Raw genomic sequence first — 15100 nt, forward strand, 5'->3', positions numbered from 1 at the left:
GATTTTTTAAATTTCTAATTAACTTTGGCAACCTCTGTTTTAGGAGCGACTCCGCTCTCATTGATTGCTTCTATGCTAAAATAGTAAGTTTTATTTTTGTCCATCCCTTTATACCAGTATTCATTAGTATTATACACCATAATGCAGTTGTACAACTTGTCGGGTTCAGTGCCTATGTAAATGTTGTAAGCATAAGCATCTTCTACAGGTGCCCATTTTAACCATGCACTGCGTTTGTCTTTTTCGGTTCTTAGTACTACAAAATCTTTGACGCTTTTTGGTGTCGACTGATTGCCATTACCAAAAACCCGTAGGCCGCTAATAGCGAACTTACCTGTAGGCATATGTATGTTTTCCAGTTTTATAAATCGTGCCTTAACCGGTTGTTCAAGCTCAATATAATCATGAGGAACATCAGTTTTATTTGTGCCTTTATCCTTTAAGATTTTCCATTTAACACCATCTGTAGAATACCACAGCTTGTATTGATGATAAATATCCTGGCGTTTGCCAAGGAACTCGGCATCCTGATCTGCATAGTTAATCTGTACTGCATTTACTGTCGACACGCCACCGAGATCAGTTTGGATCCATTCGCCTTTATTTCCTGTTTTTGCACTCCAATAAGTTTTAATGCTTTCATCRACAGCATTGTTGGCATAGTATGATCCAAGTGTCGATGATACAGCTACAGGCTTGTTATAATTTAACAACATCCATCCGGTAAAACCGCTTTTTAAGTGATCCTGGGCTTCAGTAGGTAAGTAATGAGGATAATCGCCGAAGGCAGCATCCATATACATTACATCGTCATTATCGAATCCGGCTGGCCAAATACCAAGGCGACGTTCAAAGTTGTTTTTTACGGAGATGGCTATTGTAGAAACATGCCAGTAGTTCTTCCATTTATCCTGATAAGTAGCACCATGGCCTGCACCACGGGCAAAGCCACCTGGTTTCCATGAAAAAGGATTAGACTGGTGTTCAAATGGTCCCAAAGGAGTAGGCCCAACAGCAACACCATCGGCATAGCCGCTAAATTCCGTGCCTGGTGCGCCATATTGAAGGTAGTACTTACTGTTGTGCTTTGTTACCCAGGCACCCTCCATAAATGGATCTAAAAAGGTGTTGTCCAAATATTCTCCAAACCGTTGCCATCCATAGCGCTCCGGATTTAACAGGAGTAATTCTTTACGGGTGCCTATGGGATCAAAAGTTTTTCGGTTTAACTCAATACCATATAGCGGGTAGCTATTGCTGCTACCATTGTACATGTACAATTTGCCGTCGTCATCAACAAAATGAGCAGGATCCCATCCACCAATCTCAAATTCATGAACAGCTTCTTTCCATTCATTGTTTTTAGGATCTGTGCTCATCCATATCGGGAAATTTTTAGAATAAGTAGAGCCGAAAACAAGCATCGTGTCTCCCTGCACCCATACAGACGGGGCGCAAAGATCATCGTAAACCTTATGCTCAGGTCTTAAGAAGTTTTTAGAAACGAATTTCCAGTTATACATATCGCTGCTCCACCAATAACCCCATTGGTTGGTAGAAAACAGATAATAATCACCTTTGTAGGTTACAATAACAGGATCGGCTGTAGCCCTGTGTTTTCCTTGCTCCGCAAAATTAGGAATAGGAGTATAGCCGTAATCCAGATTAATTGGATTACAATAAGTAAGTTGTTTTTTTTGAGCAAATGCGCCCATGCTTACAATAAGCATTAACAACATTGAAATATATATATTCTTCGTCATCATCTACAAATTGGGACTCGTGAATCCTAAGGTTTTAAGACCTCTTTTTACATCAGGGCTGCTCATAAATAATTTCCACAATAAGCCGCTGCGGTAGTTTTCAATCATTACAATGATTGGCCCCTGATCTATAGCAAGGTGAGATTTTGCATACCAGTTTTTTTCTTCACTAAAAGCATCCACAAAACCATATTCACTCCATAGTTTGTCTCCTTTATCATAATAAAAATGTTTTAGCGCTTCCATTGAATATTCTGGGGTATAAGGGAAGGCAGATAAAGCTGCAGTTGGTGTAATTACACCAAGGTCTTCGCTTGGCGAATGGGCAGCATAACCACCCCAGCTATCACTGGCAGTTAAGCCCCAGCTGTTGGCACCATAGCCTTTATATTTTTTTGGGTTTTCTATACAATAAGCCCTATTAATAAGTGTATGATTTTTATTTTGTTCCCAATAATCTGCATTGTTGTCTTTTAAACCACGTGGATCTAAGCCCATGAATGAGTAATGCGAAAAGAATAACGGGCCTCCGTAATCAAAGCCTAATGGTAGCGTAATGCCATTAAATTTACGACCATTGAAGTAGGTGTTGTTATTTGCGTAACCATCGTCGTAAACGCGTTTGTTGATAGGGAATTTTGGAGATGATGCTGCCATCMCATAGGTAATCAAACACTCGTTCCATCCTTTAATCTGATGGTTCATGCTCCAGCCGTTGTTTGGACTCCAGTGCCAGTAAAGAACATTTTGATTTTGAGTGAACCAATTCCATTCAATACCTTCCCACATCCATAATATTTTATTTCTGATGTCGTTTTCGACAGGATTATCTTCAGTATAATACTGACGGGCAGTTAATAAACCTTGAAACAATAAAGAAGTTTCAACGATATCTGCACCATCATCTTTTGGGCTAAAGCGGATTACTTTTCCGGTTTCGCCATTTAACCAATGAGGGAAAGCACCATGAAACATATCGGCCTTCCATAAAAAGTCTACTATTTTTTTTGTGCGTTCAGCAGCTTGTTCACGAGTGATAAATTTACGCTCTGAGGCTACTATCATAGCCATAACACCAAAGCCGGTACCTCCCGTTGTAACTACCTCATCGCCGTAGTCAAAAGATCGGTTACTTCGTTCGCGTGCCATGCCGCTAACAGGGTGTCCAAAATCCCAGAAGTATCTGAAAGTTTGTTTTTGTACCAGATCAAGAAGCTGATCGTCGGTAAGGTTTTTTTTAATGGAGAGGTCAGCCGTTATTTTATTGCTTTTTTTTTGCCCCATTACAAGATTTGTAAATAGAACAAAAACTAATGAAAATATTAGGAGTATTGAAGAATGACTGATTTTTATCATGTGCTTGTTAACTAAAAAAGGTTGCTGCTTTAACAGGAGCAACCTTTTAAAAGTGAATTAATTATAGCCGGGGTTTTGCTTTAATAAACCACCACTTTGGTCTATCTCTGTTGAAGGAATTGGCCAAACTTCATTTTTGTTAGCTTTCCATCCTTTTGGACCAAACACTTGAAGTGCACGGCCCTGACGAATTACGTCGAAGTAACGATCACTTTCCATTGCCAACTCCACTTGTCGTTCGTGCCAGATTGCTTCTTTTAATGCTGCCTTATCGCTGGTTGTCACGTCTGGTAGAATCGCCGCATTAGTTCCTCGCGCACGTTTTCTTACACGATTTAATGATGTCTTGGCAAGTGTTGGGTTTCCAAGTTCATTGGCGGCTTCTGCGTTCATCAAGAGTATGTCTGCAAATCTCAGCACACGAATATTCTGCTGGGCACCTTCATTAAATCCAGATACACGCATTCCAAATGGCACATATGATTTTTGATTATATCTCTCATTTGGTACTGTGTTAGGAATCACATCTCCCTGAGGAGTAGTCTCGCCTTTAAAAATAATGGTTGCATCTCTTCTTGGATCGCCGGTTTCAAAGGCATTAGCCAAAACTTCTGAAGGCGTATTGAATCCCCATCCGCCCCCGGCAACACCGGCAACACCCTGTACCTGACTGTATTGTGAATTTGATGCTGCAGAGTTGCCAGGCAACAATTCACATTGGATCTCAAATAGAGATTCAACGTTGTTCTCGTTTTGTGTTCTGAATCCTTTTTCAAAATCTGGAAAAAGATCATAGCCTAATCCCATAACCTGGTTGGTTAGCGATAACACCTGATCCCATTTTTGCTGGTACATTGCTGCTTTGGCCATCATTCCTAAAGCGGCACCCTTTGTTGCTCTGCCAAGCTCGGCTGCCCCGTAAGTAGTTGGCAGAACTGCAGCCGCTTCTGTCAGATCTTTTTCGATTTGAGCATATACCTCTTCTTTGGTGGATTGAGGCATGTTGTATTCCGTAGCGTCTTTAGGAACATGAAGCCTTAAAACCACATTTCCATAGGCACGTACAAGTCTGAAATAAGAGTATGCCCGTATAAATTTGGCTTCGGCCAGATAACGTTCTTTTAAGTTAGCGTCCATTTCTATGTTTGGCACATTGTCTAATACCTGATTGCATAGATTGATGTTTTGATACTGCCCAGTCCAGAAATCCTGTAGGGAACCTTGTGTAGAGGTTACGGTAAAATTATCATAAAGATTAAAAAACGTTGCATCAGTAGGTGTACTTCCTTTATCAGCTTCATCAGAGCCAGTGCTCTCTATAACAATGGCATTAAATGCCACGCTGTTCCAGCTGCGCAATTGTGCATAAATCGCATTTACCCCTTTTAAGGCATCTTCCGATGTTTTCCAGAATTGAATAGCCGGCTGCTGAGCCTGTGGCGGAACATTTAGGAACTCTTTTTTACAGGAGGCCGTAAACAGCATTACACTTAAAGCTGCCGCTGCGAAGCAGGACTGTATATTTATATGTGTTTTCATATTCAAAGTCAGTTAGAATGTTAAATTAACACCGAAATTATAAGTAGCAAATAATGGATAGACATTGGTGTCTATTCCTGCATTTGTAGGGGTGCCGCCTACCTCAGGACTGAATCCTTTGTAACCAAATAGGTTTACAGCATTTTGTGCATTTATAAAGACCCTTAGACTCCTTGCTTTCCATTTAGTAGTTAAAGATTGAGGTAGGGTATAGCCCAGCTGTATGTTTCTCAAGCGGATATAATCACCACTTTCCACATAAAAAGAGCTGGGAGCTTTGTTAAGCTCATTAGCAAGATTTGCTGATGGATAAGTGTTGGATGATCCAGGACCAGTCCAACGGTGGTCAAAAAAATCTTTGGTATAATTCTCATTACCAAAACGATTAGCCAGATTGGCGTTTAACACATCTACTCCGGCAACACCCTGAATGTCCACAGTAAGATCAAAGCTTTTGTAAGCGAAATTGGTATTTACACCGTAGCTAAACTTAGGATTAGGATTACCCAACACTACCCTGTCTCTGTCATCGATAGTGCCGTCATTATTAATGTCTGCAAATTTGAAGTCACCTATTGAAAATTTATTGTTTTTCCATTCAGCAACTTCCTCGGCTGTTTGGAAAATACCTGCAACCTGATAACCAAAGAACTCACCAATAGGTCTGTTGTTAACAGTCCTTGTAGATCTGTAACCACTGGTCAGTCCTACTCCGCCTTGATAAACCGGATTGTCTCCTGAACTTACATTCAATACTTTATTATTATTGATACCTAGATTGGCACTGATCGTATAAGTTAATCCGCCTTGAGTTTTGTCAGCCCATGTAGTTAAAAATTCAACTCCACTATTTTTAATGTCGGCCTGGTTACCTAAGATTGTACTGTTAGTCGTTCCTAGACTTCCAAGGATTGGAATATTAAAAATGGCCTGTTCAGTTTTTCGTGTGTAATAATCAGTCTCTATTTTTAATCGATTTTCCATAAAACCCATTTCCAGGCCTACGTTTGTTCCGGCACTGCGTTCCCAAAGTAATGATGGGGGAACAATTGATCTGATGCTGGCACCAGTTTGAGGGTTGCCACCAAAAAATGCAATCAATGCTGCACTTTGGTCAACAGTTAATGTAGAAGGATTAAAAGGTACCCCGGCATTCCCTACTTTACCCCAGCTTCCACGAAGTTTTAAATTGCTAAATACCTTCTGATCTTTCATAAAATCTTCGTTGGTGATTACCCAACCTGCACCGACAGAAGGGAAGTTGCCCCATGGATTCGAATCAAAGCCATAGAATTGAGAAGCACCGTCTCTCCTGAAGGAAGCATTCAATAAGTATTTGTTCTTGTAGGCATAGTTTACCCTTGCAAAATATGAAGAAAAGGTACTGAGCTCACCTTCATCCCGAATTGATCGTGACGCTGCATCGCCAAGTGCCAGATATAGGTCACTTTCTGAGCTGTAAGGCACATTCTGAGCTTCGGCAAAGGTTTTGTATGTTTTTACACGTTGTGCTGTTTGGCCTGCAAGTACCGTTAATCTATGGTCATCCCATTGTTTATCATAAGTTAATGTATTTTCTATTATCCAGTTTCTATTTTCAACCCTGTCTATGTTTAACTTACTGATAGTGTTGTTCTGTGCAGTAGTAGCTTCGTATTTTGGTACATAACCTCTTACTTCCTCCTGACCGAAATCACCGCCCACGCTTGTTTTAAAGGTAAAGTCTTTTAGTAATTTCAGCTCGGCAAACACGTTTCCTGTAACTTTATATTTGGTTGTTCTTTGGTTAAAGAAATCCATTGTTACCTGAGGGTTTATATTACTTCCATTTCCTAAATTAAAATCATTAGGATCGCCGTAAGAACCATCAGGATTAAATACAGGCACTACGGGAGAAGCCGCATAAAGCCCTCTGAATAGTGCGGTTGGTGCATCCTTCGATTTGCTGGAATTAGCTGCTACGTTATATCCGATTTTCAATGCCTCAAAAATCTGAATGTCATTAGATAACCTTGCGGTGTAACGCTGATAGTTGTTGTTTTTTACAATCCCATCCTGATTAAGGTACCCAAGCGAAAGGTTGTAAGTTGATTTTTCCGTACCACCGTTAATAGAGATCTGATGATTTGTCACCATCGCATCTCTCAGCATTAGACCGTACCAGTCGGTTCCTTTACCAAGATCAGTACTAGCAAACAATGCTGGCTGACCAAGGAGCGCATATGCCTCATTAACTGCTGTTGCATATTCCGACGCATTGGCCATCTCCACTTTATTGGTAACTCTTTGGAATCCTACAGATCCATTGTAGTTAATAATGGGATCTCCTTTTTTGCCTTTGGTAGTAGTTACCAGTACAACCCCATTGGCACCGCGTATACCAAAAATAGATTGTGCCGATGCATCCTTTAAGATACTTATGTCAGCAATGTCTGCAGGATTAAGAAAGTTAATATCATCATACCAAACCCCGTCTACTACATATAAAGCTCCGGTTTTACCGTAAATTGTACTTGTACCACGTATGGTTAGTTGCGGAGTCCCACCGGGTGCACCCACATTGGTAATGGTTACACCTGCTACCTTACCTTGCAGTGAACTTACAGGATTCACGGATGCCTGCTTGGCGATGTCCTCACCTTTTACATTTCCTACCGACCCGGTAACATCAATTTTTTTCTGAGTACCATAACCAACTACTACAACTTGCTCTAATTGTTGCGAGGATGAGGCAAGTTCCACGTTGATCACTGTTCTGTTGTTCACTTGCATCTCTGTTGGATTATATCCAATGTAAGAGAATACAAGAGTCGCATTGGCCGGAGCACTTATTGCGTATTTTCCCGTTGCATCTGTTTGTGTCCCAATTTGTGTTCCCTTTACTAAAACGCTTACACCTGGAAGAGTGGTTTTATCTGCACCGTCACTTACTACACCTCGTATAGTAATATCTTGCGCAGAAGCTGCGTTGATAAAAAGAAAACATAAAAAAGTTAAAACAGAAAGTTTTGTAAAGATTCTTTTCATGCTGTTTAAAATTTAGTTGTTAGTTGTATAAATCTCCGAGAGTATTTGAGTTAAAACAAATAAAACGCCTCAACATTAATACATCATCATAGAAATCTGTACTTTCTCAAACAATCGAAATAGGCCTCTTGTTTCGCTAAAAACAGTGTTCTATGCCGACATAACAAAATTTAGACCTACAACAAGAGGTCAAAAGAATTTTATAAAATCAATCTTAAAAAAAAGGATATGAGAGGTAATGATGTAGTGCTATAGCTCCATTAGAAACTCCACGAGGTTCTTGTCGTGCGGTACATCAAGCTTTTTTCGAAGTCTGTAGCGGCGTATTTCTACACCTCGTAACGAAATGTTCAGTAATGATGCCATTTCTTTGCTACTCATATTCATGTGCAGGTATGCGCAAAGTTTTAAATCGTTAGGTACAAGATCGGGGTGATTGGCTTTAAGTTTTTTGAAGAAACTCTCATGCGCCTCGTTAAAACTGCTCTCGAATAAATTCCAGTCGCGCTCATCGTTCATGCCTTCATCAATTACTTTTTGGATTTTTCTTAGCTGTTCTTCTGCCAAAGGTTTTCCGCTCGAATCCTTAAGCTTCAGCATCTCCTGACTAAGCTTTTGCAGCAGCTCATTTTTGTAAACCAAACTCATGGCTGAGTTGGCAAGTTCCCGGTTCTTACCTGCAAGTTCTACCTGCAGTTTCTCTGTTTGCAATTTGATGATTTGCCTTTCAGTTGCCTCAGCTTCTTTTTTAAGAAATTCCTCCTTTTCAACCTGCAACTTATCAGAAATGGCTTGCTGATCTTTCATCAGCTTTCTTTCGTAAAAGCGCTTAGAAGCAATTAGTAAAAAGACAATGCCAACCAGGTATAAAACGAAAGCCCAGTTGCTGGCATAAAAAGGAGGGAGGATCGTAAACTCAAACTCTGTATCCTTGCTTATGGTCTCATCATTAATCTTAGCCCTAACCAGAAAGGTATAAGTTCCTGCACTAAGGTTAGTGAAATCTTTTTGCGAAGCAGAACTCCAGTCAGACCATTGTTTAGAATAGCCTTTCAGGAAGTACTGAAACTTGATACTGCTTTGTCTGTAATAAGGAAGCGCGTACGAGATCCTGATGTTGTTTCTGCTAAACGGTATTTCAATTTCCGAATCTGAATTTCCTACCTCACTGATAATGGAATAGGTGTCTGTAATATCTTCTATTTTTCTAATTAATACAGATGGGAGTGCTATTTTTTTGCGCTTTAGTGAATCTAGCTCATTGTAAATAACAAAGCCATCATCAACACTGATCAGATAAATATGGTCGCTGATCTTACTGATGTTTTCATAGTACTGAACCATTCTGCCATCTAAAACACTGAAACGATTGGAGTCTATTTCTATTTTTCCTGGCTGCGAAAAATTGATCAGCGCCATTTTTCCATGGTTAATAAACCAATATTTCTTATGGTCGGCCTTAATGATCTTATTGGATTGAGAAAAAGATCCAAGTTCCTTATTCAGAGTGGTATATTTGCTGAAATTGTTGCTGATCTCGTCGTAAGTTAAAAAGCCCTCATTGGACGAATAGATCAGTTTATTTTCAAGAGTGAAGAGGTTAATGCCATATGTACTTGGCAACCCATTCCGTTCGTCGTAATACTTAACGTTTGTAACTGTTTTGAAATCGGGACTCAATACCAATTTATATAAGCCTCTGTAGGCATGGCTTACCCAGATATCGCCTTTGGAATCCTGTTCTACATATCTTGATGGTTCATCGAAACCTTTAATTTTGGAATCAAATTTCCACTGACCGGCCGGGTCCTTTTTGAATAATACCAGTCCATTATAAGTACCTTGAATAAGATAATTGTCGTTCAGTTTCTTGATAACCCAACCTCCGCTTATACCGGTAACTTTTTCAATTGTGTTTCCGGTAACGCTAAAAGTACCATCATTATGTCCACAAAGAAGCTGTCCGTCAATCATCCTTAAGTCCCAAACCTGTCCCTGCGATTTGGGTATCAGTTTGAAATCAAAAGAACTGAAAGTGTTGTCTTTACCACCAACCCATGGGCTGTAAAAAAGACCCTGGTTGGTTCCTAAATAAATTATGTTTTTATAAATAATGCTCGAATACACGGTGCCAAAAAGGCCGGTCTTATCAAAATAAAAGTAAAGAGGAGAATTTAATTCTATGCGGTCTATCCCGTTATCGAGACCAGTCCATAAGTTCTGATCGTCATCTGCATAAATACTAAGTACCGTATTGTTCTGTAAACCACTTGACTTATTGATCCTCTGTACAATATTTCCATCCTCATCAATAATAATCAAGCCGTTTAAAATTGTTCCGTAAGCATAGTATTTTCCTAATACTTTAACCCCGTTATTTAATTGATAGGTTTGCAGAAAGGTATTTGCAGGCGTATTAAAGGGAGTGTATTTTTCGCCATCGTATAGAAACAAACCATCTTTGCTGGTACCAATTAATAAACTGCCGTTTTTATAAGGAAGGATCGAAAGCACGCTTCCAGGTAGTGGGGTGCCAATATTTTTAAGGGGAACAAGTTTATCGCCGGTTAGCTCAAACAAGCCTTTCCCTAAAGCTTCGATAATGAAGCGTTTATCTACTTTATGCAGAAACAGAAAGAATGCAGGTATTTTTACAACATTTATTTTCTGGTCATTGTAAATATATATGCTCGAAAAAGACTGAAAGATAATGCGTTTGCCATCTACATAGATTTTCCATATCTCATCGGTCATTTTATGTTCCTTCGGAATAAGATTGATGAGGGAAGTATATTTTAAACGCTTATGGTCTATTTTCCAATATCCGAATTCACCAAAGCTTCCGGTATAAATTATACCGTTATCATCTGTAGCTACCGAACGAACAATCTGGCGGTTTGGCATTTCATATTGTTGCCAGTATTTGCCATCGTAAGTTAAAAGACCCTGGGTATTACCAAAATACATAATGCCATTTTTGCCTTTGGCAATAGACCAGTTTTGGTTACCGGAAAGGTAAACTGATTTAGGATAATTTTGAATGTAAGGCACCCCAATACTTTTGATGTCATCTGCCAGAGCAGAAACAGATACAAAACAAAAGATTAAAAATATAAAGTATTTAAAGGGTCCGTTGCTCATCAACAGCTAAGATAGTTGTTTACTTGAAACGTTTACCTGCTGTGGTACTTTTACGTAATACCCTGTTCCATCATAAGTGCGCTTACGAGGATTTGTAGTACACTCAACAGAGCAGCATCCTTGTAAAGTCTCTCCGCATTCATCACATTGAGTGAAATGTTCATTACATTCCGGATTGGCACAATTGATCATTTTTGGGGTAGTTTTGCCGCAATTATAGCATTTAGACACTATTGTTGGGTTTACGGTATTAACGTCAACTGCAATACGGTTGTCAAAAACGTAACATTTACCTTCAAAATCTTCACCTCCGGCTTCTTTACCATACTTGATAATGCCGCCATGCAGTTGGTAAACATCATTAAATCCATGGTGTAATAGCAAAGCCGATGCTTTTTCGCATTTTATACCTCCTGTACAGTAGGTAAGTACTTTTTTGTCTTTGTACTTAGCAAGCTCATTTATTTTATCAGGAAAATCTCTGAAATTCTCAATATCGAGGGTTACTGCATTTTTAAATTTCCCTAAATTGTGCTCATAGTTTGAACGTACATCAAGTATTACCACATCTTCCTGATCTATCATTTTTTGAAAATCAGCAGGTTCAAGGTGTTTGCCGGTTTGCTTGTTTGGGTCTATAATATTCGGATCTCTTAATCCTGAGTGGACAATTTCGGCTTTGTAACGACAGTGCATTTTGATGAATGAAGGCTCTTCAACATCATCAATTTTAAAATCAGTTTTTGCAAAACGTTCATCAGCTTTTATAGCTGCCATGTAGGCTTCGCAGGATTCTTTTGTTCCTGAAACGGTACCGTTTAAACCCTCATTAGCAACAATGATGCGACCAACAAGATTTAAAGATTTACAAAATGTAAGATGATCAGCAGCAAATTGTTCTGCCTCGGCTATGTGACTATAGCAATAGTAAAGTAGTGTCTGGAATTTTCTCATAATTCATTGATACCGATGCAAACGGCGTTTAATGCGGTGCAAAGCTAAGAAAAATATGTGAATTTGCATCAGATTGTGATCGTATGCTCAGGCTTTATTAGGGCTATGTTACGTTGTTGGTAGGACAATCAGCCCTTTCAAGGCCCTAGCAACGCCTTGGCAACAATAGTTCTTTATGTTAAAGCAGTATTGTTTGTAACATTATTGTAAACCTACCACCTTAGTTAGATTATTGTTAAGTTTGTATGCGTTATTTAAAAACACAAATAAAACTAACTTATTATTTATAAAAATGACTAACACTACGATGAGATCATTGTGGTTGACCACAAGTCTTCTACTTGGATCAACAGTTGGATTTGCGCAAGACAACCTTGTAAATTCATTAAAAAACAACCAAAGCGAAAACAGCGCAACCAGCTTTAAATTTACTCCGGTTATCAATACTGAAGCTACTTCTGTTAAAAATCAAAAATCATCCGGTACTTGCTGGAGCTACAGCACCAACTCTTTTTTAGAGTCGGAAATGATTAGAATGGGTAAAAAACCTGTGGATCTTGCAGATTTATTTACTGCCCGTAATGCGTATGTTGAAAAAGGAATTAACTATGTGCGTATGCACGGTGCCTTAACATTAGGCGATGGGGGTGCATGCCATGATGTAATTAATATGTTTGCTAAATATGGCGCTTTACCTCAAGAGGTTTATAGTGGTAATGACTATGGCGCTCCTGGCTCATCAGATAGAATGAATAGCCTTACAAAAGCCATTCTGGAAAATGCAGTAAAAGCACCAGATGGTAAGCTTGATCCTAACTGGAAAACTAAATATATAGCCACTATTGATTCTTGTATGGGGGCTGTTCCAGAAAAATTCACTTACGAAGGAAAAGAATACACGCCAAAAACCTTTGCTAAAGAGGTTGTAGGTATCAATCCTGAAGATTATGTTGAACTTTCATCTTTCAATACTTCGCCTTATTATAAAAAAGCAGTTTTGATGGTGCCTGATAACTGGTCATATGATCAGGTATACAACGTACAAATGGACGATATCACTAAAATTATCGATAATGCTTTAAAAGGCGGTTATAGCGTTGCATGGGCAACAGATGTTAGCGAAAAAGGCTTTAGCTGGAAAAATGGTGTTGCTTACGTTCCTGAAAAGAATTTTGATAGCATGACGGACGAAGAGAAAAAAGCAATGTTCAATGGTCCGAAAGCTGAAAAAGAAATCACAGTTGATTTACGTCAGGCAGCATTTGATGATTATCAAACTACTGATGATCATGGTATGCAAATTACAGGATTAGCAAAAGATCAAAACGGCAAAGAATATTACATTGTTAAAAACTCTTGGGGTGCTACTAACGATTATAACGGCTATTTATATGTGACCAAAAACTTTGTGAAATATAAAACCACAGCGTTTTTATTGCATAAAAAAGGTATTCCTTCAGATATCCGTAAGAAGCTAGACATATAACAGCAAAGGATTTTATTAAAAAGGGGCCTGTATCTTGAAATGCAGGCCCCTTTTTATTTAGGGTTTTTATGGATGCTGCAATATCTTTTAATCATACTGTGATATTTCTATACTTGAAACGAATAATTGAGTGAGTTAAAAAAGTATAACTTTATTCTAAGCATATGCCTTACAATGGATACACTTAAACAGAAGGAGCAGTTTGTATCAGTAATTGAACAGAACAAGGGGATAATTTACAAAATAGCCAATTCATTTAACAGGGATGAGGAGGATAGAAAAGATCTGGTTCAGGAAATTATATTTCAGTTGTGGCGTTCGTTTCCGGGTTATGACAACAAAAGCAAGTTCACTACATGGATGTATCGGGTTGCTTTAAATGTTGCCATTACCTCATACAGAAAGGAAAGAAAAAAATCGGCGCTGATTAGCCCCATTTCCGAAAATGTAATTGAGTTTATAGAGGATGATGTGCCAATTGATAATGAAGCCAATTTAAAACTTTTGCAACAGTTTATAAATGAATTAAAAGAGCTCGACAGAGCATTGATGCTGCTTTACCTGGAAGAAAAGAGCCAAAAGGAAATGGCTGAGATTCTTGGGCTTTCAGAATCAAACATTGGCACTAAAGTGAATAGGATTAAAGAGAAATTAAAGCAAAGATTTTTAAAGATTAACAACAATTAATAAACCGAAAATGGAAGAGCAAGATATAAAACGACTTTGGAGTAGTTTTGATGCGCAACTGGAAAGATCATTAGCACTTAATTTAAAAATGTTAAAAGAATTGCAGACCCAAAAAGCTGAACATAAGCTTCGTTCTTTTCGTAGAAATCAGGTAACAGGTGTAGTCCTTGGTGTAATATGGATTGCTTTTTTAGTTTTTTTACTGGTCAATACCTTGCACAATATTTACTTTGTAATATCTGTAGGCTTTATCATATTGTTTAATGTGTTTGCCACGGCTGCCTACATTAGGCATCTTGTAATGCTCTCTGAGGTAAATATAGAAGACAGTGTTACGGAATCTCAGAGAAAGATAACCAAAATCCAGTCGTCGTTTAATAATATCGGCAGAATACTAATTTTACAAACGCCATTCTACTGTACCTTTTGGTACAATGATGATCTGGTTGCAAATGCAGGACCAGGCTTTTGGTTAATTCAGCTCGTAATCGTTTCATTTTTTACCTTTATATCAGTATTCTTATTTAAAAAGCTGACATATAAAAATGTGCATATTAAATGGGTAAAAGCGGCTTTGGAAAGTTTTGGTGGTAAAACTTTAACTAAAGCCATGGAGTTTTTGGATGAAATAGAAGCTTATAAAACTGAACGATCATAAAAGACTAGAATCCATAATACAATCTAAACCCATGATTTACTCTTCTGTTTCCATCATAAGCAAAGCCATATGTGGCTTTGAAAATCAATCTTTGTAAGCCAAAGTAGAACTCTGTGTAATTTCTCTTTACTGGCTGACTCAAATAGTTAACCCCAACAAGTTCTTCCAGCTTTAATTTACGCAGCAGCGGAACTTTATTTGTTAAAAGGCCAGAGAAATTGTGTTCAAAGTGCGCTTCAAGATATTGACGGTCCGTACTGAAAAGATAGAAATCGAGGAATAAGAACTTTCTTAAGTTCGGAAGCCCAAGTAAAGAGTTATTACCTCTGAAATGTTTCGCCTCAGGATAGTAAACCGTGTTATTATTGATGAACTTACCAGCGCCAACAACGAATGATGAGTAACCCCATAAACCAGCGCTAATGCGGTTTTGGGAAACTTCTAATGATACCAGGTCGTAATCTACATCACTATTGAATAATCCTTTTA

General features: G+C 38.6%; 10 protein-coding genes. 3 read left to right on the forward strand and 7 right to left on the reverse strand.

Going from position 1 to position 15100, the window contains the following annotated elements:
- Window positions 1–14: 14 nt before the first annotated feature.
- From AC1DG9_RS11515 to trhO, 6 genes are all read right to left on the reverse strand, one after another.
- Window positions 15–1730: a family 43 glycosylhydrolase gene (locus tag AC1DG9_RS11515; protein WP_337717900.1), complete on the reverse strand. Its 1716-nt coding sequence runs from the start codon at window positions 1728–1730 to the stop codon at window positions 15–17.
- A 36-nt stretch (window positions 1731–1766) separates the two neighbouring features.
- A complete protein-coding gene (locus AC1DG9_RS11520) occupies window positions 1767–3047 on the reverse strand; it encodes a glucoamylase family protein (RefSeq protein WP_477634657.1) in 1281 nt (426 codons plus the stop codon).
- A 129-nt stretch (window positions 3048–3176) separates the two neighbouring features.
- On the reverse strand, window positions 3177–4658 hold the full coding sequence (locus AC1DG9_RS11525; RefSeq protein ID WP_288882528.1) for a RagB/SusD family nutrient uptake outer membrane protein: 1482 nt from the start codon (window positions 4656–4658) through the stop codon (window positions 3177–3179).
- A gap of 12 nt (window positions 4659–4670) precedes the next feature.
- Window positions 4671–7685, reverse strand: a complete 3015-nt coding sequence (locus tag AC1DG9_RS11530) for a SusC/RagA family TonB-linked outer membrane protein (protein ID WP_337717896.1) — start codon at window positions 7683–7685, stop codon at window positions 4671–4673.
- 249 nt (window positions 7686–7934) lie between these two features.
- On the reverse strand, window positions 7935–10826 hold the full coding sequence (locus tag AC1DG9_RS11535; protein WP_337717894.1) for a ligand-binding sensor domain-containing protein: 2892 nt from the start codon (window positions 10824–10826) through the stop codon (window positions 7935–7937).
- A gap of 6 nt (window positions 10827–10832) precedes the next feature.
- Window positions 10833–11780 (reverse strand): oxygen-dependent tRNA uridine(34) hydroxylase TrhO, encoded by a 948-nt coding sequence (gene trhO, locus AC1DG9_RS11540; RefSeq protein WP_337717892.1) that lies wholly within the window; start codon window positions 11778–11780, stop codon window positions 10833–10835.
- A 307-nt stretch (window positions 11781–12087) separates the two neighbouring features.
- On the opposite strand from trhO, the gene AC1DG9_RS11545 reads away from it, so the two are divergent.
- The 3 genes from AC1DG9_RS11545 to AC1DG9_RS11555 all read left to right on the forward strand — a co-directional run bounded on the left by AC1DG9_RS11545 (window position 12088) and on the right by AC1DG9_RS11555 (window position 14611).
- Window positions 12088–13266, forward strand: a complete 1179-nt coding sequence (locus tag AC1DG9_RS11545) for a C1 family peptidase (RefSeq protein ID WP_337717940.1) — start codon at window positions 12088–12090, stop codon at window positions 13264–13266.
- 174 nt (window positions 13267–13440) lie between these two features.
- Complete coding sequence (locus tag AC1DG9_RS11550; RefSeq protein WP_172659384.1) at window positions 13441–13953, forward strand: RNA polymerase sigma factor; 513 nt, start codon at window positions 13441–13443, stop codon at window positions 13951–13953.
- Window positions 13954–13963: 10 nt separating this feature from the next.
- On the forward strand, window positions 13964–14611 hold the full coding sequence (locus AC1DG9_RS11555) for a hypothetical protein (RefSeq protein WP_172659385.1): 648 nt from the start codon (window positions 13964–13966) through the stop codon (window positions 14609–14611).
- A 4-nt stretch (window positions 14612–14615) separates the two neighbouring features.
- Here AC1DG9_RS11555 and AC1DG9_RS11560 read toward each other — a convergent pair.
- Window positions 14616–15100, reverse strand: a 485-nt coding sequence (locus AC1DG9_RS11560) for a DUF5686 family protein (RefSeq protein ID WP_477634658.1), incomplete at its 5' end; no start/stop codon positions are given.

It is taken from the genome of Pedobacter sp. 05L430, assembly GCF_056397585.1.